This is a genomic window from Mesorhizobium sp. WSM4817 (assembly GCF_055811135.1).
In genome coordinates this window covers 124262-142025 of sequence record NZ_JBVVQQ010000020.1, presented here as the reverse complement: position 1 = coordinate 142025, position 17764 = coordinate 124262, and the positions used below count along the sequence as shown (strand labels likewise).

General features: G+C 62.8%; 20 protein-coding genes. 13 read left to right on the top strand and 7 right to left on the bottom strand.

What is annotated here, in order from left to right; all coding sequences use genetic code 11:
• Window positions 1-55: 55 nt before the first annotated feature.
• The 3 genes from AC0L2K_RS24785 to AC0L2K_RS24775 form a co-directional block, all read right to left on the bottom strand.
• Window positions 56-1135 carry a sensor histidine kinase gene (locus tag AC0L2K_RS24785; protein ID WP_473532554.1) on the bottom strand — a complete coding sequence of 360 codons (1080 nt, stop codon included), beginning with the start codon at window positions 1133-1135 and terminating at the stop codon, window positions 56-58.
• Between the two features lie 148 nt (window positions 1136-1283).
• The gene (locus tag AC0L2K_RS24780) at window positions 1284-1451 is read right to left on the bottom strand and encodes a DUF1328 domain-containing protein (protein ID WP_023797107.1); all 168 of its coding nucleotides are present in this window, start codon (window positions 1449-1451) and stop codon (window positions 1284-1286) included.
• Between the two features lie 228 nt (window positions 1452-1679).
• Window positions 1680-2474, bottom strand: coding sequence for a response regulator (locus AC0L2K_RS24775; protein WP_023797108.1), 795 nt, complete (start codon window positions 2472-2474; stop codon window positions 1680-1682).
• Window positions 2475-2710: 236 nt separating this feature from the next.
• On the opposite strand from AC0L2K_RS24775, the gene AC0L2K_RS24770 reads away from it, so the two are divergent.
• Together AC0L2K_RS24770 and AC0L2K_RS24765 are read left to right on the top strand one after the other, a co-directional pair.
• The gene (locus AC0L2K_RS24770) at window positions 2711-2908 is read left to right on the top strand and encodes a NepR family anti-sigma factor (RefSeq protein WP_473532553.1); all 198 of its coding nucleotides are present in this window, start codon (window positions 2711-2713) and stop codon (window positions 2906-2908) included.
• A gap of 3 nt (window positions 2909-2911) precedes the next feature.
• Window positions 2912-3463: an RNA polymerase sigma factor gene (locus AC0L2K_RS24765; protein WP_023797110.1), complete on the top strand. Its 552-nt coding sequence runs from the start codon at window positions 2912-2914 to the stop codon at window positions 3461-3463.
• 72 nt (window positions 3464-3535) lie between these two features.
• On the opposite strand, the gene AC0L2K_RS24760 is transcribed toward AC0L2K_RS24765, so the two are convergent.
• On the bottom strand, window positions 3536-3856 hold the full coding sequence (locus tag AC0L2K_RS24760; RefSeq protein WP_473532555.1) for a response regulator: 321 nt from the start codon (window positions 3854-3856) through the stop codon (window positions 3536-3538).
• A 260-nt stretch (window positions 3857-4116) separates the two neighbouring features.
• Here AC0L2K_RS24760 and AC0L2K_RS24755 point away from each other — a divergent pair, with 260 nt between their 5' ends.
• From AC0L2K_RS24755 to AC0L2K_RS24745, 3 genes are all read left to right on the top strand, one after another.
• Window positions 4117-4878, top strand: coding sequence for a Crp/Fnr family transcriptional regulator (locus tag AC0L2K_RS24755; RefSeq protein ID WP_473532552.1), 762 nt, complete (start codon window positions 4117-4119; stop codon window positions 4876-4878).
• A 126-nt stretch (window positions 4879-5004) separates the two neighbouring features.
• Window positions 5005-5331, top strand: coding sequence for an ElaB/YgaM/YqjD family protein (locus AC0L2K_RS24750; protein ID WP_023797113.1), 327 nt, complete (start codon window positions 5005-5007; stop codon window positions 5329-5331).
• Window positions 5332-5342: 11 nt separating this feature from the next.
• A complete protein-coding gene (locus AC0L2K_RS24745; RefSeq protein ID WP_473532551.1) occupies window positions 5343-5807 on the top strand; it encodes a hypothetical protein in 465 nt (154 codons plus the stop codon).
• 87 nt (window positions 5808-5894) lie between these two features.
• Here AC0L2K_RS24745 and AC0L2K_RS24740 read toward each other — a convergent pair whose 3' ends face one another.
• Window positions 5895-7412: a sensor histidine kinase gene (locus AC0L2K_RS24740; protein WP_287229610.1), complete on the bottom strand. Its 1518-nt coding sequence runs from the start codon at window positions 7410-7412 to the stop codon at window positions 5895-5897.
• Window positions 7413-7608: 196 nt separating this feature from the next.
• Between AC0L2K_RS24740 and AC0L2K_RS24735 the strand changes: the two genes are divergently transcribed.
• On the top strand, window positions 7609-7809 hold the full coding sequence (locus tag AC0L2K_RS24735) for a hypothetical protein (RefSeq protein ID WP_023797117.1): 201 nt from the start codon (window positions 7609-7611) through the stop codon (window positions 7807-7809).
• A gap of 29 nt (window positions 7810-7838) precedes the next feature.
• Here the strand turns inward: AC0L2K_RS24735 and AC0L2K_RS24730 are convergent, their stop codons facing one another.
• A complete protein-coding gene (locus AC0L2K_RS24730; RefSeq protein ID WP_128168775.1) occupies window positions 7839-8759 on the bottom strand; it encodes a diacylglycerol/lipid kinase family protein in 921 nt (306 codons plus the stop codon).
• 285 nt (window positions 8760-9044) lie between these two features.
• On the opposite strand from AC0L2K_RS24730, the gene AC0L2K_RS24725 reads away from it, so the two are divergent.
• Window positions 9045-10568 carry a PRC-barrel domain-containing protein gene (locus tag AC0L2K_RS24725; protein WP_473532550.1) on the top strand — a complete coding sequence of 508 codons (1524 nt, stop codon included), beginning with the start codon at window positions 9045-9047 and terminating at the stop codon, window positions 10566-10568.
• Here AC0L2K_RS24725 and AC0L2K_RS24720 read toward each other — a convergent pair.
• Entirely contained in the window at window positions 10565-12079 is a 1515-nt protein-coding gene (locus AC0L2K_RS24720; RefSeq protein ID WP_473532549.1) for an alkaline phosphatase family protein, read from the bottom strand. The genes AC0L2K_RS24725 and AC0L2K_RS24720 overlap by 4 nt on opposite strands.
• Before the next feature lie 232 nt (window positions 12080-12311).
• On the opposite strand from AC0L2K_RS24720, the gene AC0L2K_RS24715 reads away from it, so the two are divergent.
• The 6 genes from AC0L2K_RS24715 to AC0L2K_RS24690 all read left to right on the top strand — a co-directional run bounded on the left by AC0L2K_RS24715 (window position 12312) and on the right by AC0L2K_RS24690 (window position 17723).
• A complete protein-coding gene (locus tag AC0L2K_RS24715) occupies window positions 12312-13244 on the top strand; it encodes a VOC family protein (RefSeq protein WP_473532548.1) in 933 nt (310 codons plus the stop codon).
• A gap of 112 nt (window positions 13245-13356) precedes the next feature.
• On the top strand, window positions 13357-13992 hold the full coding sequence (locus AC0L2K_RS24710) for an alpha/beta hydrolase (protein ID WP_023797122.1): 636 nt from the start codon (window positions 13357-13359) through the stop codon (window positions 13990-13992).
• Between the two features lie 3 nt (window positions 13993-13995).
• Window positions 13996-14295, top strand: a complete 300-nt coding sequence (locus tag AC0L2K_RS24705; protein ID WP_473532547.1) for a GNAT family N-acetyltransferase — start codon at window positions 13996-13998, stop codon at window positions 14293-14295.
• Between the two features lie 311 nt (window positions 14296-14606).
• Complete coding sequence (locus AC0L2K_RS24700) at window positions 14607-15665, top strand: dipeptidase (protein ID WP_023797124.1); 1059 nt, start codon at window positions 14607-14609, stop codon at window positions 15663-15665.
• A gap of 132 nt (window positions 15666-15797) precedes the next feature.
• Window positions 15798-17084, top strand: coding sequence for a flavin monoamine oxidase family protein (locus AC0L2K_RS24695; protein WP_473532546.1), 1287 nt, complete (start codon window positions 15798-15800; stop codon window positions 17082-17084).
• A 228-nt stretch (window positions 17085-17312) separates the two neighbouring features.
• The gene (locus tag AC0L2K_RS24690) at window positions 17313-17723 is read left to right on the top strand and encodes a hypothetical protein (protein ID WP_023797126.1); all 411 of its coding nucleotides are present in this window, start codon (window positions 17313-17315) and stop codon (window positions 17721-17723) included.
• The last annotated feature ends 41 nt before the right edge of the window (window positions 17724-17764 follow it).

The following is a 17764-nucleotide window of genomic DNA, read 5'->3' as shown; positions in this document are numbered from 1 at the left end:
CCCCTCTTGGCCCCAACCCCCTCGGCCAGTTCTCTTGGGCTCGGCTGTTGCCCGTTCAATCCGTCTCGAAATTGCTGCGAGGAACGACGAGATGATATTCGAGACGATCCCCGCTGATTTCAAGTTTCGCCGTGCCGTTCAACGACGCAGGCACGACGCGCTCGAGCGCGACGCTGCCAAAGCGCTTCTCGCTGGGCTGATTGTCATTGGCTCCGATGGCCTCGGCCCATGTCAGCGACAGCGCGGTCTCGCCAGCGGAAGCGGCCGTCAGATCGGCCGTCACCTCGACGAACCCGTCGGCTCGCGACAGAGCGCCATAGCTGACAGAATTGACGGCAAGCTCGTGCATGGCCAAGCCGATATGCAGGGCGGCATTGGGATTGAGGTAGGGGTTTGCACCGCGAAAACGCAGGCTGAGCACAGGGTCGGCTCCATAGCGGCCGACCTGGCCGGACACCAGTTCGCGCAATGCCGCTCCCCGCCAGTTGGACGAGGTCACCAGGTCCTGGGATGAGGCAAGCGACTGCAGCCGGCCGCGAAAGCGTGTCAGGAAGTCACTGAGCGTGTCCGAATAATGGCTGGTCTGGGTGGCGATGCTCTGGATGATGGCCAAAAGGTTCTTCGAACGGTGGCTGACCTCGCGCAGCAGCGTCTTCAGGGTTTGCTCGCGACGTTTCTGCTCGGTCGTTTCGACCATGGTGGTGACGACGCCCTGCACGGCGCCGCCGTCGTCATGATCCGCGTCTACCCATATTTGGAACCAGCGGACGCCATCGTCGGCGGGAATGCTGAGTTCAAGATGTTCCGGATTGCCGGATGCGACGACCTTGCGTTTGGCCGCGCCGATGCGCTCCGCCTGCGCAAGCGGCAGGATGCCGTTGCCGTCGCCCGTGTCGGAACCCCCCGTGTCGGAAACCCCCGTGCCGGAAATCCCCGTGTCGGCAATCCAGGGCGGGCGCATGTTGCGGGCCCAGACGGTTTTCATCTCGCGATCCTGATAGAGAACCGAAATACCGGCATTGTGCAGTGCATGGAGAAGGGCCCGGCCAACCTGCATTCCACTCTCAGCGGACTGCAAAGCGATGATCTCATCACTCCGTCCGCTGTCTTTCATGTCTCCGGCTCTGGATTGCATCGGTCACTTCACCCGCCAATGCAGGCTGAACGGCTGACGGAAAATTGGGTTCCAAAAAGAGTCCGCCGAGCGACGTCCTGCTAAGGACACCGCCCGGCGGTAGCTGGAAACCGCTTGAGGGGTGCGGCTCCCAGTGTTCGATCGCAGTTCACGACGCGCGTTTGAACAAGCCCGCAATAAGCGAAATGATCAGGAAAGCGAGAAAGATGAAAAACAAGATCTGCGCTATACCAGCCGAGGTGCCGGCAATGCCGCCGAAGCCAAGAGCGCCTGCAATGATCGCGACGACGAGAAATACGAGGGCCCAGTAAAGCATGGTCCATCTCCTTCAAATAGTATGCCAAAAACGTCTTTCGCTGCCGTTTGTTCCAGCATTTCCCGAAAAAGACGAGCCCCGGAAAGCTTTCCCGCTCGAATTGGATCGTCATGCGCAGGTGAGTTGCAAGAGCGTGTGCCGGCCGCAAGCGGCCAGCGTTACTCATCTGTGGAAAACGGGCGATCGGAGGAACTGTGGAAAGGGCCGCTCAGGGCCGGGCTGCCCGGCCTATGCAGCGGCTTTCGCGTGCCGATCGAAGAACAGCGCCTGGCTGATCAGGGCCTTGACCATCTCCGGATTGAACGGCTTGGTGACGAGGAAGGCCGGCTCCGGCCGCTCGCCGGTCAGCAGGCGCTCGGGAAAAGCGGTGATGAAGATCACCGGCACCGGGGTGGTCGACAGGATCTCGTTGACCGCTTCGATGCCCGAGCTGCCGTCGGCAAGCTGGATGTCGGCCAGCACCATCTTCGGCCGCGTCTTGGCGAACATCGCCACCGCCTCGGCATGGGTACGCGCCGTTCCGACAACGCGATGCCCCAGGCTCTCGACCATTTGCTCGATGTCCATGGCGATCAGCGGCTCGTCCTCGATGATCAGCACATCGGTTGCCACCTGGCGGGAAATCTCGTTGCTGGCCTCGGCAAGAAGCTCGGAGAACTCCTGATCGTCGACGTCGAGGATCTCCGCCGCCTCGTCTTCGCTGAAACCTTCGACGGCGACCAGCAGGAAGGCCTGGCGGGGGCGGGGTGAGATCGCGTTCAGATTGGCGGCGGCGCGCTGTTCCCACGCCGACTGCGGGTGTTCCTGCGGAACGCGGATGGCGACCGAGGTGAATAGCCTGGCGAAGACCTTGTAGAGCGCGATGCGGTCATTCGACGCGTTTGGAAAGATGTCGACGTCGGCGATGATGGCCTCGAGCATCGCGGCGACCAGCGCGTCACCACTCTCCTGCGATCCGGAGACGGCCCGCGAAAAGCGGCGCAGGAACGGCAGGTGTGGAGCGATGGTTGCGGATAGGCTCATGATAGACGTCTCCCTCTGACGTAATTGCATAGATTGTAGGCCAAGCTAATGACAAGCCCCGAGAATAAACCCTGAAAGCATAAACGCCGGCTTTCCGAAAAAGTTCCGAGGGGTTGGAACTAATGTAAGCGGAAGGCGTTTGAGATCGGGACGGGCAACCAGACGAGGGGGCCGGTTGCTTTGCGTCGCGTATTGAAGGGCGGCAGGGTACTGGGAACAAAGGGCGAAATGACGACATGAGGAAAGACAACACGGCTGGCGCTGCAACGAACAGGCGCCGGGCTGCTTCCGGCGACCCGCTCGGGTCAAACTCGGAAATCGGCCGCAAACTCAAACAATATTACGACGAGCTGGTCTCCGACAGCGTGCCGGATCGTTTCGCCCAATTGCTCAGCCAGTTGGAACAGGCCCAACCTGCACGGAAAAAGGACTGAGGCATGGCGGCCGTCTCCCAGAGCTTCAAGACGGATCTGCTCGCCTCGATTCCGAGCCTGCGGGCCTTTGCCGTGTCGTTGACGCAAAACGCCGACAAGGCCGACGATCTGGTCCAGGAAACGCTGGTGAAGGCGTGGGACAAGCATGAGAGCTTCGAGCCGGGCACCAATCTCAAGGCATGGCTGTTCACCATCCTGCGCAACGAATTCTATTCGCAGATGCGCAAGCGCGGCCGCGAGGTGCAGGATAGCGACGGCATCATGACCGCCAGACTGGCCGTCCATCCGGCCCAGCACGGCCAGCTCGACCTCAAGGACTTTCGGAGCGCGCTCGAGCAATTGCCAGAGGACCAGCGCGAAGCCATCATCCTCATCGGCGCGTCGGGCTTTTCCTACGAGGAAGCCGCCGAAATTTGCGGCTGTGCGGTCGGAACGATCAAGAGCCGCGTCAGCCGCGCCCGCACGCGGCTGCAGGAAATCCTGAAGATTTCCGGCGACGACGAGTTTGGCCCGGATGCGATCTCGGCTCAGGTGACGGGGTCGAACGCCGCCTGAATACGCAGCACCGGTAATGTGGGACCCTGTAATTAATGTCGGGCCCGGTAATCGGGCTCCGGTTTGCGGACATCAAACAACAGGTCCGCGCCCGCACGCCGACGCCACCGCCTCCACGAGATCGTCTCCCGAATAGGGCTTGGTGACCAACCTGACATCCGGAAACGCCACCCTGATTTCGTCCATCTCGGAATAGCCCGAGGCGAAGACGAAAGGCACGCCCGATTCGCGCAGCCGCGAAGCGAAATCGAGTGTCGAAGTGCCGCCCAGCATGAGGTCGACGATGGCCGCGTCGAATTGCGAGGCAATGCTCTGCCGATCGATCTCAGCCAGATCGCGGGCGACGACAACATCGCCGGCGCCATAGTCGCGGCAAAGCTGCTCGACATCCATGGCGATCAGGAATTCATCCTCCAGAACAAGAATCCGCAATCCGTCCAGCAATGGGGGCACGTGGCGATGTCTCCGTGGGGCGCAGGGAACAGGGAGCGCAAGGGCTAGAGGAGTCATGATCCCTATTTGGCTTCCTGTCATTTAAAGTTATTTCGCATCCTGTCATTTAAAAAAGACATGCCGCCGCAGATGGCGGAACCTCGACGCCTGCAGGGACGTTTGCTATCGCCCTCCGGAAGAGGGCTTCAAAGAGGATTGAAATGTCTGGCCAGAACGGCCGTTCCTTGTCCGCCCGCCGGTATACATGTGAGAACTGCCCGCTGCGGCCGTTGCCGGCGTTCCGGGCGTTCGAGAAGCAGGAACTCGTCTTCGTCAATGGCTTCAAGAAGGGCGAACTGGCCGTCGAGAAGGGCGACACGGTTCTGGTTGAGGGAAGCCGCAGTGCCCATCTGTATACAGTGCTGTCGGGTTGGGCCTTCCGCTACAAGTTGCTGTCGGATGGCCGCCGGCAGATTCTGAATTATTCCATGCCAGGCGACCTCATCGGTCTGCAAGGCAGTCTGATGGGCGAAATGCAGCACTCCGTGGAAGCTCTGTCGCCGATGCTGCTCTGCCTCTTCGAGCGGGAGGCCCTCCCCGAACTCTACCGCAGCCATCCGGGCCTCGCCTACGACATCACCTGGATCGCCGCGCGAGAGGAGCGCATGCTCGACGAGAACCTGCTCAGTATCGGCAGACGCACCGCGCTCGAGCGTGCTGCCTATCTGATCGCCTTCATCTCCACTCGCGCCAGGGTGGTCGGGTTGAACGGCAGGACGCCCGTGCAGATTCCGATCACCCAGCAGCACCTCGCCGATACGCTCGGCCTGTCGCTGGTCCACACCAACAAGACGATCCGCAAGCTGATCGATCGCAAGCTTATCTTCTGGCGCGACGGCGGCTGCGAGGTGGTCGACAACGAAAGGCTCAAGGACCTCGCCCGCTGGGAAGGGTTGAGCGAAGGTCGCCGACCGCTGATCTGAGCGGCTGCCGGAGACGTGCCGGGCTGGACTCGGCTGCGCAAAAACCCTTTCATGGCCGTTGTTCCGATTTCGGAACCTTGGGGTGGGTCGAACGTTTCGACCCGAGCAAACGCAAGGAGTCAAGCAATGGCGACTGCCGCAGGAAAGTCCCCGAACGAAAGCCGGCCGAATTCGGACCTTGAAGACGACATCAGGCAGCTGAAAGTCGACATTCAGAAACTCACCGAACAGCTGGCCGAGACCGGCCAACATGGTTACGGGACTGCCCGTCGGGTTGCTGCGGAAGGGGTCGAGCAATTGCGCGCCCAAGGCGAAGCAGCCTTTGAAAATATGCGCAGCAACGCCAAGGATCTCGAAGCGCAAGTGGTGGCGAGCGTGCGCGAAAAGCCGGTGACGTCGCTGGCAATCGCGGCAGGCGTCGGCTTTCTGTTTGCGCTTCTCGCGCGCCGCTAGTCTCAGCCCAGATGCGAATGCTGGCATCGTTGATCTCGGGCCTCGCCTCGGGTGAAGCCGTTGCCGCCGTGCGCCGCGCGCGCACGGCTGCGATCGTCTATGCGCTCGCAGCACTTGCAGCACTGTGCGGCCTCGGTTTCCTCGTCGGAGCGGCCTATGTCTGGGTGGCGGGTCGCTATGGGCCGATGGCAGCCTGCCTTGGTTTCGGGGTCGGCTTCCTGGTGATTGCAGGGCTCCTCCTGCTCATCCATCACCTGTCGGCCGGCGCGCGCGCCCGACGCCGGGCGCGGAGGCGCAATGCCGATATGAAGGCGGTCGGCATGACGGCCGCGCTCGCCGTGCTGCCGGCGCTACTCAAGGGGAAAGGCGGCCTCGGCACCATCCTCGCCCCGGCGATTGCGCTCGCCGCCTACGCCATCTACCGCGAGAACACAAAGCCCGATGCCGACGATCCGGATGCCGGCGAGGCGAAATAGCTCGAAGCGTTTCTTCTTGTTCGGCCGAAAAACCGGGTTCCACTTTTCCCTGACGCGGACCTTTGGTTCGGGTCCATGGTCGAGCGGTCACTTCGGCAGATCCTCCAGCGGCATCGATATTTCAGCGAACACGCCTTCCGGCCGGAATTCGTGGGTCACTTCACTGGAGATGACCTTGGCCAGGCTGCGGCGGATCAGGATCGAGCCAAAGCCGTGGCGTTCGGGCGAGGCAACTTCAGGCCCGCCGCTTTCGCGCCAGGTCAGGACCAGGCGCCGGGCGCCTTTCCTAACCTGTGCCTTCCAGTCGAGATCGACCGTGCCCGACACCGCCGACAGCGCTCCGTGTTGCAGCGCGTTGCTGGCCAGTTCATGCAGGATCAGGCCAAGCCCGACTGCCTGGTCAGGCGAAAGCAGCAGATCGGCGCCTGAGATCGTCATGCGCGGCTGATCGGCGGTGTCGAACGGCTTGACCTCGATCTGCACGAGTTCGCGGATGCCAATGCCGCGCCACTCGCGGTCGGACAGCAGGCTGTGGGCGGCGCCCAGCGCCTGAAGCCTGGCGCTGAAGGCGTCGAGGAAATCCCTCGGCTGGCGGGCATGGCGAACTGTCTGCGTCGCCAGCGCCTGGACGGTGGCCAGCGTGTTCTTGACGCGATGGTTCAGCTCGCGCAGCAACAGCCGCTGCCGCTCATCGCCGAGCTTGCGTTCGGTGATGTCGTAGTTGACGCCGAAGATCAGCGTCGGCTTGCCGTCGCCGTCACGCTCGATGACCCGGCCGCGCGTAGCGAGCCAGCGCGGCGGGCTGAAGCCCTTGACGCGGTATTCGCCAAAATAATCGTCGCCGCCGCTCAGCACGTCGCGAAAGCGCGTCTCGGTCTGGTAGGCGTCACGCGGGTCGATGGCGGCGAGGATATCGCGTGCTCTCAGCCGGGTCGAGCGCGGCAGGTCGAACAGCTCGGACAATCGGGCATCGCATTCGATCATATCGCTATGGATATCCCATGCCCAGCTCGCGAGCGATGCGGCATCGAGCGCAATGCCGCGCCGCTTTTCCTCGCGCGCCAGTGCCGCAGCGGCGCTGGCGGCGTTGCGGGTGGCGTCCTTCAATGCGAACAGGCTGGCAGCGAGGCTGGCGAGCGCCGTCAATTGTTCGAGCTGGGCGGCGGACGGCGACCCGCGCGGCCTCCGGTCGAGCACGCAGAGCGTGCCGATCCGGGCACCGGCCACCACAATCGCCGCACCCGCATAGAAACGGAAATGATGCTCGCCAGTGACCAGCGGGCTGGCGTTGAAGCGTGAATCCATGGTCGCATCCGTCACCACCATCGGCTGGTCGCCGGCAGCAATGGTGTGGGCGCAGAAGGATGTATCGGTCGCGGCCTCGGTCTCGTCCAGGCCGACACAGGACGTGAACCACTGCCGCTCGACATCGACGACCGTCACCAGCGCGACAGGTGTTTGCATCACCGCGGCGGCGAGCCCACTGATAGTGTCGAAGTCAGGATCGGCCGCCGTGTCGATTGCATCGAGATCATGGAGCACGGCAAGCCGATCCTGCGCCGTTACCACGCTAAGGACATCGACCGGCAGATTCGGCTTTGTCACTACCCTGCTATCCACAAGTCCCCCAGATGCATCGGCTTGCAGCCATCCGCGCTGGGCCCAGTTGCCGGGCCCTGAAACCGGAACCTTCGCCCTGAGGAACCGTTACCCAACCACATTTTGCCAGCCGCGCCGCCAGCGCCAACCGACATGCCAGCGCCAAACGAAATGCCAGCGCCAACCGAAATGGAGGCCGATCATGCCCAAGATCGTTCCTGAAGACAAAGCCCGGCAGGGACGCTGGGGGTGGCACACCTTCCGTATCTTGATCGCTGCGCTGCTTTTGGCGTTTATCGCCTGGGGCATCGCCGAGATCTACGGCAACATGATAGACCGGACGCCGACAACCGAACAGGGCGAGCTTCCCAGGAATGAGCAGGGCGAGATTCCCAGAGGCTGAAGCCTTCCGATCGACTGTGCCGGGATGCATCACGCTGCCCTCGCTTGGACGGCGCGCGCCGGGACGAGAACGTTCAGCGCACCAGGATGAATTTCCATCGTCGTTTCGCGGTCAAGCCTGACCAGTTCGCCATCCATGACGGCGCGAAATTTCTTCGCAGCCGAGTGGAGTTTCAAAACAGCCCGGTCAGCCTGGTGGATCTCCACATGCTCGCTGTCGCGCCATTTGCCGCGCGCCATGTCGAAGAGGACCCTGACCAGTTCGCCACGCCGCCGCGCCACCGTGACATAGATGCCGAGCACGCCGCCGGCGGGATTGTCGGCATAGGGCAGATGACCCTCACCGAACAGATTGTTGGTGATGCCGATGCCGGTGGTGCGCGTCACGATCTCGGCCTCGCCGATGGTCAGCGTCACCTTCATCGCCGAAGGGTTGTTGATCGCCGCCCAGGCAGCCTTTGCCGAGGCCCGCATCTTTCCCAACCGCGAGCCATACTCCATGGCTTGGCGAAGCTGGACCATCCTAGCATGCATGCCGATCGAGAATTGATGCACGAATGGCTTGCCGTTGGCGGTTGCCATATCGACTGCAATAACCTCACTGTCGGCAAAGGATTTCACGGCCGCGTCAAGGGTTTGTGGAATGCCGAGCCCGCGCGCGAACAGGTTCATCGTGCCAGCCGGTAAAATGGCAAGCGCTTTCTTGCTGCCCATCAACCGAGCCGCCGCGGCCGAAATGGTGCCGTCGCCGCCACCGGCCAGCACAATGTCGACACTATGCCTGGAAGCGATGCGGTCCAGCGTTGCGACAATGTCCCTGCCGGCAACGATTTCGATATCGATGCGGTGGCCTGCTGCCTCCAATGTCTGGCGCATTCGGTCGGTGAAGGCGGAGAGATCAACCGTTCGCAGGGTGCCGCCCTCCTGGTTCAGCACCGCCGCAAATCGCATTCCCCCGCTCCGATTTTTCTTGGCTACCATTGGATAATCATCGGCCGTAACAGACCGAGCCATGGGCCGAAACGGGGCGGTTGAAAAAAAGTTCCGCCGCTCTAACGAAAATACAGGAGCCAATCTCACCCGGCCAAACGCATAATTGAGCGCGATTCGGGTGGTTTTTTCACAACGCTCGCCCTGGTGTCGGAACAACGGCGCGGTCACGACGTTGTGAAATGTGTAACGCCGCGACCGATCTCCCCTGCTCGCGGCCAGAGATAACGCACGAGGAGGATTACGATGATCCGCACCCTTTTATCCACCACCGCACTGGCAGCGTTGATTGCGACTGGTGCGTATGCGCAGGAAGCCACCACACCGGCGCCCACCCAGGACCCGGCGGTCCAGGAGACCGCTCCGGCGGCTCCCGTTGCGCGGGCCGAGGGCAGCCTGATGACCAATATCATTGGTGAATCCGTCTATAACGGCACCGGCGACGATGCCGAGAATATCGGTGAGGTCAGTGATGTCGTCTTCGATGAAAACGGTCAGGCGAAATCCGTCGTCATCGGCGTCGGCGGCTTTCTTGGCGTCGGTGCCAAGAATGTCGCTTTCGACTACAACAAGCTGCAATGGGCCGAACGGAATGGCGACCGCTGGCTGATTGCCGAAACCACAAAAGATGAGTTGACGGCTCAGCCGGACTTCGATCGCAAGCCCTATGATCCGGCTCCTGCGGCCACCGACACCACGGCTACGGCTCCCGCTCCATCGACCTCGACGGATACAACGGCGCAGAATGCTCCGGCGGCTCCAGCCGATAGCGCCGCAGCTCCGGCCGAACCTGTGAAGAGTGCCGACGGCAACCTTGCCACGAATATCATCGGCGAAACCGTCTATAACGGCAATGGCGACGACGCTCAAAACATCGGCGACGTGAACGACATCGTTCTGGCCAAGGATGGCAAGGCCGAGTCGCTGATCATTGGCGTCGGCGGCTTCCTTGAGGTTGGCGAAAAGAATGTCGCCTATCAGTTCGACAAGGCCAAGTGGGCGGAGAGGGACGGCGACCGCTGGCTGGTCGCGGAGACCACGAAGGAAGACCTGGAGGCGCTGCCGGAGTTCGACCGCGAGCCCTATGATCCCGCCCCGGCGACAACCGCATCGACTGACGCGGCGACGCCGGCGCCAGTGACCACCACCCCTGCTGTCACTGCGGCTCCAGCCCCGGCGGAGAAGACTGCGGAAGCTCCGGCGGCAACGCCTGAACCCGCTGCTCCGGCTCCAATGGACAAGACAGCCGAGGCTCCGGCGACGACGCCAGACCCGGCTGCTCCGGCACCGGCGGACAAGACAGCCGAGGCTCCGGCTGCAGCAACGCCTGACCCGGCTGCTCCGGCACCGGCGGACAAGACAGCCGAGGCTCCGGCTGCAGCAACGCCTGACGCAACCCCCGACCAGACGAAGACCGCGGCGATCGACAAGTCGGCGCTGACCGAAATGCCGATCAACGAAATCCGCTCCGAGGATTTGGTTGGAACCACGGTCTATGGCGCCAACGATGTCAACGTCGGTGAGATTGGTGACGTCGTGCTGACCGGCGACAAGAAGGTCGACGCCGTCATCATCGACGTTGGCGGTTTCCTCGGCGTTGGCGAGAAGGAAGTGGCGATCGGCATGGACAACCTTAAATTCATGACCGACAAGGATGGCAATCGCTATCTCTACACGAACTTCACCAAGGAGCAGCTCGAGGCGCAGGCCCCCTATGACAAGGCCACATATGCGCAAAACCGCGACACCCAGCGCATGATGATGCGCTAGCTTGCGCCAACGATGAAAGAGGCCCGCCAGGCAAGCAGCCTTTCGGCAAGCTCCAGCCGGACCGGCAGATAGGCCGGATCGGCAGCGACATTGCTCAGTTCGTCCTGATCCTTCTCCAGGTCGAACAGCAGCGGCGGCAGGCCGCCGGCGAAATGTACATATTTGAATTGTTTCGTGCGGATGACCGCCAGATTGCACTGGCGCGGACCGATGCCGAAATAGCGCTCGGCATCAGCGTCGGCAACCGAGCGGAAATCGAACTCCCAATGCGCGGCCTCGCGCCAATTGTCCGGCTCCCCGGCATCCAGGAACGGCTTCAGCGATTGTCCGTCGAGATGCGGCGGGAATACCTCGCCAAGCAGATCGAGCAATGTCGGCGCTATGTCGACTGCTTCGGTGAAGCGGTCGACGCTGGCGCCGGCCGCCTTGCGGCGACGCGGGTCGCGGATGATCAGCGGAATATGAAAACTACCGTCGAAGAAGCCGCCCTTGCCCAGCATGAAATGGTCGCCCATCATCTCGGCATGGTCAGAGGTCAGCACGATGATGGTGTCGTCCCAGGCATCCGCCGCCTTGACCACCTGCCAGATGCGGCCAAGCTGCGCGTCGACTTCCGAGATCATGCCGTAATAAAGCGCGCGGATGCGGCGAAAATTGTCGTCGCCCCAGTCGCGCACCTTGCCCTCTGCGCCGGGGCGGAAATTTGCCCGCTGCTGCTGCCCAAGTTCATAGGCAAGGTAGGGGTGGCTCTGCGCCTCGGCCTGCCAGTTCGCGGCGCGGCGGAAGGTTGTTCCGTCGGCTGGATCATACATCTTGTTGTAAGGCTCCGGCACGATGAAGGGCGGATGCGGGCTGAGGAAGGAAAGATGCGCAAACCACGGTGTACCGCGCTCCTGTTCGCCGAGCCAGCGGACGAATTCGCCGGTCAGGAAGGCGGCTGGGGTCTCGTCCTTCGAGTAGACGGGCGGTGAGGTGGTCACGGCGCCGTCCGTCGTGGCAGCAACGATTTCGTCCGCTGGGCGATGGATATCGGGAAAACCGGCGCTGTTATCGATGCCGCGCGCCTTGAGCCATGACAGCCACGGTTTCTGGTGCTCCGGCAGGAGTTGGCGCACGGTGAAGCCGGGCAGCACGCCTTCATAGCTTTTCAGCCGCGGGTCGCCTGGCGTCAGCGTGCGCGGATCGGGCGACACGTCGGTATAGCCGAACAGCGTCGGATCATAGCCGAGACTGCGTGCCGAGAGTGCGATGTTGCCATGGCGAGCGTCGAGCGGCGTGCCGTTGCGGCAGACGCGGTTGTTCATCTGGTAAAGGCCGGTGTAGAGGCAGGCGCGTGCCGGCGAGCAGGGCGCCGCCCCGCCAAAATGCTGTCGAAACAGCACACCCTCGGCGGCGAGCGCATCGGCATTCGGCGTTCGCACCACCTTGTGGCCTGCCGCCGACAGGCAGTCGCCGCGCCACTGGTCGCAGGTGATCAGGAGAACATTCGGGCGTCTGTCTTTTCTGACCAATGCTGGTGTCCTTCATTGAAAACCTGTCGCGAATACCTGCCGATCACGGGAGCCGAATTTTTGTGGCGACACAAGCCTCAGGTGTTCGCAAAACGGTGAACAAAAGTCGCTTTATTGTTCACTTATAGAGCACAGTCTATTCTGTGTTTGCGGCCTTTGCCGCCGGCTGGCGGCTCCTCATATTGGCGTGGACCGCGGCATGGGCCGCACAGGACAAGGAAGGAGCAGGAAAATGCTCGACCAGATCAGGGGTCTGCATCACGTCACCTCGATGGCCAGGGATGCGCGCCAGAACAACGAGTTCTTCACAAAAAAGCTCGGCCTGCGCCGGGTCAAGAAAACCGTCAATTTCGACGCGCCGGATGTCTACCATCTCTACTATGCCGACGAGCTCGGCACGCCCGGTTCGGTGATGACCTATTTTCCGTTCCGCAACATCGGCAAGGGCCGCCACGGCGTTGGCGAGGTCGGCACCACGGTCTATTCGGTGCCCGAAGGCACGCTTGCCTATTGGGAAAAGCGTTTTGCCGATGAGGGCGTCGCCGGGCTGTCGCGCGAAGAGAGCTTCGGCGACAAGCGCCTTGGCTTCGCCGGTCCCGATGGCGACGGGTTTGCGCTGGTCGAGAACAAGGCCGACACCCGTGCGCCATGGGCGAAGGCCGATGTTCCGTCCGACGAGGCGATCCGCGGCTTTCACTCGGTGTCGCTCAGGCTGAAGGACGGCGGCGCCACGGAAGAGCTGCTGAATTTCATGGGCTATGAGGAAGTCGACACGTCCGGCACTGTAAAAAGGCTGACGCTGAAGGACGGCAACGGCGCCAACATCGTCGATATCGAATCGCTGCCGGGCGCCGCTTTTGCCGATCTCGGCGCCGGCTCGGTCCACCACGTCGCCTTCGCTGTCGAAAACCGCGCCAAGCAGCTCGAAGTGCGCAAGGCGCTGATGGACACCGGCTACCAGGTGACGCCGGTGATCGACCGCGATTATTTCTGGGCGATCTATTTCCGCACGCCGGGCGGCGTGCTGTTCGAAGTCGCCACCAACGAGCCGGGCTTCGACCGCGACGAGGACGCCGCCCATCTCGGCGAGGCGCTGAAGCTGCCGTCGCAGCACCAGCATCTGAGGCCCTATCTCGAGCAACATCTGCAAAAGCTGGAAGACTAAAAGCGCATCGCGTTTGATCAGGTTGGGCGACGCGCTTTTAGTTTGGTTTTGTGCATGTCGTCATCGCAAAACCGCTGCGCACTTTTGCGCGACATGCATTAAGGACAAGGCCATGAGCAAGGACGCTTACACCTATAGGACACTGCCGGGTTCGCCTGATGGATCGCTGCTCTTCGTCTTCCACGGCACCGGGGCCGACGAGAACCAGCTTCTGTCGCTCGGGCGTGATCTCGCGCCGCAGGCGACTATCGTTTCGCCGCGCGGCGATGTCTCGGAAGACGGTGCTGCGCGCTTCTTTCGCCGAACCGGCGAGGGCGTCTACGACATGGACGACCTGGCGCGGGCGACGGACAAGATGATTGGCTTCGTCAAGGCGCATATCGGGGCGCATGTCGAGGCGTCAAAGCCCGCGTCGGTGCTTGGCCTCGGCTATTCCAACGGCGCCAACATCCTGGCCTCGGTGGTGTTCGCGGCGCCCTCTCTGTTCGACGCGGCGGTGCTGATGCATCCGCTGATCCCATTCGAGCCGGAAATCGAGGGAAGTCTCGCCGGCCGCCGCATCCTGGTCACAGCAGGCAGGCGCGATCCGATCTGTCCGCCCAACCTGACGTCGCGGCTAGAAGCCCATTTGCGCGCCGATGGCGCCGATGTCACAGTGGAGTGGCACGACGGCGGCCATGAGGTGCAGTCGAACGAGATCGAGGCGGCGCGGCGGTTCCTGTCCGCTACGCCGGCAGAAGGAGCGTAAGCAATGCCTGACCAATTGCCGGAGGTCGAACTGGAGGATCGCGGTTCCAAGGGCCGTTATCTCCTGCGCGGGCCTGAGGGCGCCGAGGCGGAGATGACTTTTACCAAGGTCGGCGAGCACCAGATCATCATCGACCACACCGAAGTGCCGGATGCGTTTCGCGGCCAGGGCGCGGGACTTAGGCTCGTTACCCGCGCCGTCGAGGACGCGCGCGCGGCGGGCAAGAAGATCATTCCGCTCTGCCCGTTCGCCAACGCCCAGTTCCGGCGTCACCAGGAATGGGCCGACGTGCTGAAGCAATAGCGCCGGTCCTGGCGCCAGTGGCTCCCCCTTCTCCCCTTGTGGGAGAAGGTGGCCGAGCGAAGCTCGGTCGGATGAGGGGTGCTCCAGCTTGGCACCGACAGCACTCCGTCCAACACCCCTCAACCGTCTCGGCGCTGCGCGCCGATCCACCTTCTCCCCCAAGGGGAGAAGGCAAGAACGCGCCCAAAGCCCTTCGCCTTCAATTCGGCGTCTCCTACCCGATCGTTCGAGCGCTCGTCTTGCCTAGTGGGTATTGCCTTGCCTAAGTAGGATATTGCCCGCCCGACCAATCGAACCGAAATGATCCCTTGATGACCGAAACCGATCTTGTTCCCGTCTTCGACGGCCACAACGACACGCTGCTCAGGCTCTATCAGTCGAAAGACGCGGATGTCGAAAAGCTGTTCATCGAGGGAACATCGGGTGGCCACATCGACCTGCCGCGTGCGAAACAGGGCGGCTTTGCCGGCGGCATGTTCGCAATCTTTCCGCCGCCGGTCGAGAAATCCAAGCGCAGTGCGGTTCCTCCCGCGCCAAGCGATATCGAGCCCTTGCCGCCCGAAATTCCGCGCGCCGACGCGCTTGCTTCCACCATCGCCATGGCCTCGATCCTGTTCAGGCTGGAACGAGCGTCGGCGCTCACCGTCTGCCGCAGCGCCGGCGATGTGCGAAACGCGATGGCGCAAGGGTCGATCGCAGCGGTGTTCCATATCGAAGGCGTCGAGGCGATCGACCCCGAACTGACCATGCTCGACGTGCTGCATGCGGCCGGCTTGCGCTCGCTCGGCATCGTCTGGAGCCGCCCGAACGCTTTCGGCCATGGCGTGCCGTTCCGTTTCCCGTCGACGCCCGACACCGGACCTGGCCTGACCGATGCCGGCAAGGCGCTGGTCAAGGCCTGCAACCAGCTCGGCATCATGGTCGATCTTTCGCACCTCAACGAGAAGGGGTTTCGCGACGTCGCCGAGATCAGCGACGCACCACTGGTCGCGACCCATTCCAATGTCCATGCGATCTGCGGCCATTCGCGTAACCTCACCGAATGGCAGCTCGGCGCGATCCGCGACTCGGGCGGCATGGTCGGGCTGAATTTCGCGACCGGGTTTTTGCGCGAAGACGGCAGGATGAATGCCGATACCAGTCTCGACGTCATGGTGCGCCATGTCGATTCACTGCTGCAGGCTTTGGGCGAAGACGGCGTCGGGCTCGGGTCCGACTTCGACGGCGCCATGATCCCGGCTGTGGTCGGCGACGTCACCGGCCTGCCGAAGCTGCTCGACGCGTTCGCCGCGCGCGGCTTCGGTCGCGCGCTGATCGAGAAGATCGCCTACCGCAACTGGATAAGCATGCTGGAAAAGACCATTGGCTAAAGCGGGTCGCCCGGCGGAGCAGCCAGCAACCTGCAATTCGATCGAGCGGGGTTTGATGATCTCGACAGGACCGTTGTCTCCGAAGCACAAGCCGCGGATGATTGCGGACTTCGAGACCTTCAGGGCCGGCTCTTGAAGCGCCAGACCGTGCGAACCGATGTCGCCATCGTCGGCGCCGGCTTTACCGGCCTGTCAGCCGCGCATGAATTGAGCAAGGCCGGCATCGATCTTGCGCTGCTCGAGGCGCGCGGCCGCGTCGGCGGGCGGGTCGAGTCCCAGTGGAACGGGCTTGGCGAGCGGATCGACAGCGGCGGTCAGTTCCTGTGCGAGGACATGCCGGAACTGATGGCCCTGGTGCGAACGCGCGGCAAGACGTTGGTCGAGACCTATGCTAAGGGCGAGTTCGTTGCCCAGCCGCTGACCGGCGTAAAGCAAGTCGAGCGAATCTACCACGCCTCGATGTCGATCCGCGACCGCATGAACGCGATCGCACCGGGCGATCCGGCTATCGCCGGCTTGACCGTCGCCGCATGGCTCGATCGCCAGAACGATCCCGGCGAGGCCAAGGCGGCTTTCCGCTCGATGATCGAGGGCTTGTGGTGCCAAGCGCTTGAAAAACTGCCGCTTTGGCACCTCATCGACAATGACCGCCGTATCACCAACGAGGTGTCGGAGCTGCAGTATTTCGTGCACGAAACCATGCAGTCCCTGGCGGATGATCTGGCTGGCGATCTCGGCAACCGCCTGCGATTGAACACACCGGTCAGAACGATCGAGCGCAGACCGGGAGGCGTTCGTCTCGCGTCGATGACGGGCTCGATCACGGCTCGAATAGCGCTGATCGCCATGCCGCCGATGATGGCTTCGAAGCTGGACTTCGCGCCGCCGCTGCCGGCTGCCTTGCAAAAGGCTCTCGGCGTCTGGCAGAGCGGCGCGGTGATCAAAGTACAAATGCGCTATGCCACCGCGTTTTGGCGCGCCAAGGGCCTGAGCGGCATGGTGATGTGGCGCGATCCGCCCGCACTTTTTGCCTGTGACGCCAGCAAGGACGACGGCCACCCCGCGTTGGTCGTCTTTGTCGGCGGGCCGCTTGCCCTCCGCTGGCGGGAACTTGGAGATGCCGCGTTGCGCACCGAGGTTACGGCGCGGCTGCAGCAGGCGCTCGGCACGGATGCAGGCAAGTTCACCGATTTCAGCTGTCGCGACTGGACCGATGATCGCTGGAGCGGCGGCGGCTACGCCGATCTCATCATCGATACAAGTGCCACCGAGGCCGAACAAACTATCCTGGCCGGCGAGCCGCCGGTGTATTTTGCATCTTCGGAATTGTCGCCGTCGTTTCCGGGCTATGTCGAAGGCGCAATCGTGGCTGGGCGCATTGCGGCACAGAAAATCCTCAGGGAATTTAATCTGCAGTAATCACCAGCGCCCCATGGTGCAGGCGAGGGCGTCTCAAAGTGGCGACCGGACGTCGCCGGGCCGGAGCGGCGGCGCGATTTGATCCCGCGCCCCTGCGATGACCGGATGTGCCCGCCGAAATCCCGTTTCAAAGCTGTTACACGGTCAGTTTGCGTGCGTGGTTCGTCCGTTACAAGGTGCGACTAAGTTCGTTTCAACAAAAAAAGAAGATCGACGAAGGGAAGCGCGATGTATACGAAAATCCGGACTGCCTGCAATGACCGCCGTCTGCAAGCGCTGAAGGGCAAGGATCGGCGGCCGAAGCTGGCGCTGCGCCAGCGCGCCAACGACCATCCGATGGCGCTGTTCGTGGTGCTGGGCGCCGCCGCGTTCGCCGGCATGGCGTTCGCGCCGACTGTTGGTCCCGCCTTTGCTTCACTGAACCCGCCGGCAAACATCGTCAAGGGCGCCCCGACCACGACCAAGACCGCGCGGCTGCCGATGCCGGAGATCGATTTTGTCTGCAAGGGGCAGGCCTGGGGCGCCGAGAGTGCGGAGTGCCTGCGCGTCATTGCCGAGCAATCCGGCATTCACAAGGCCCGCGCGGTTCGCGTGATCGCCAATGCCGCGCCGCTGACCGATACGCCGAACGTTTTTTGATGCCCGAGCGACCCCTCCAGCGCTCCAGGCAGGCTCCCGCC

Bases quoted from the DNA above. Each gene is read 5' to 3' on its own strand.
- AC0L2K_RS24785 (WP_473532554.1), bottom strand. From the start codon at position 1,135: ATGCAATCCAGAGCCGGAGACATGAAAGACAGCGGACGGAGTGATGAG.
- AC0L2K_RS24780 (WP_023797107.1), bottom strand. From the start codon at position 1,451: ATGCTTTACTGGGCCCTCGTATTTCTCGTCGTCGCGATCATTGCAGGC.
- AC0L2K_RS24775 (WP_023797108.1), bottom strand. From the start codon at position 2,474: ATGAGCCTATCCGCAACCATCGCTCCACACCTGCCGTTCCTGCGCCGC.
- AC0L2K_RS24770 (WP_473532553.1), top strand. From the start codon at position 2,711: ATGAGGAAAGACAACACGGCTGGCGCTGCAACGAACAGGCGCCGGGCT.
- AC0L2K_RS24765 (WP_023797110.1), top strand. From the start codon at position 2,912: ATGGCGGCCGTCTCCCAGAGCTTCAAGACGGATCTGCTCGCCTCGATT.
- AC0L2K_RS24760 (WP_473532555.1), bottom strand. From the start codon at position 3,856: ATGGATGTCGAGCAGCTTTGCCGCGACTATGGCGCCGGCGATGTTGTC.
- AC0L2K_RS24755 (WP_473532552.1), top strand. From the start codon at position 4,117: ATGTCTGGCCAGAACGGCCGTTCCTTGTCCGCCCGCCGGTATACATGT.
- AC0L2K_RS24750 (WP_023797113.1), top strand. From the start codon at position 5,005: ATGGCGACTGCCGCAGGAAAGTCCCCGAACGAAAGCCGGCCGAATTCG.
- AC0L2K_RS24745 (WP_473532551.1), top strand. From the start codon at position 5,343: ATGCGAATGCTGGCATCGTTGATCTCGGGCCTCGCCTCGGGTGAAGCC.
- AC0L2K_RS24735 (WP_023797117.1), top strand. From the start codon at position 7,609: ATGCCCAAGATCGTTCCTGAAGACAAAGCCCGGCAGGGACGCTGGGGG.
- AC0L2K_RS24730 (WP_128168775.1), bottom strand. From the start codon at position 8,759: ATGCGATTTGCGGCGGTGCTGAACCAGGAGGGCGGCACCCTGCGAACG.
- AC0L2K_RS24725 (WP_473532550.1), top strand. From the start codon at position 9,045: ATGATCCGCACCCTTTTATCCACCACCGCACTGGCAGCGTTGATTGCG.
- AC0L2K_RS24715 (WP_473532548.1), top strand. From the start codon at position 12,312: ATGCTCGACCAGATCAGGGGTCTGCATCACGTCACCTCGATGGCCAGG.
- AC0L2K_RS24710 (WP_023797122.1), top strand. From the start codon at position 13,357: ATGAGCAAGGACGCTTACACCTATAGGACACTGCCGGGTTCGCCTGAT.
- AC0L2K_RS24705 (WP_473532547.1), top strand. From the start codon at position 13,996: ATGCCTGACCAATTGCCGGAGGTCGAACTGGAGGATCGCGGTTCCAAG.
- AC0L2K_RS24700 (WP_023797124.1), top strand. From the start codon at position 14,607: ATGACCGAAACCGATCTTGTTCCCGTCTTCGACGGCCACAACGACACG.
- AC0L2K_RS24690 (WP_023797126.1), top strand. From the start codon at position 17,313: ATGTATACGAAAATCCGGACTGCCTGCAATGACCGCCGTCTGCAAGCG.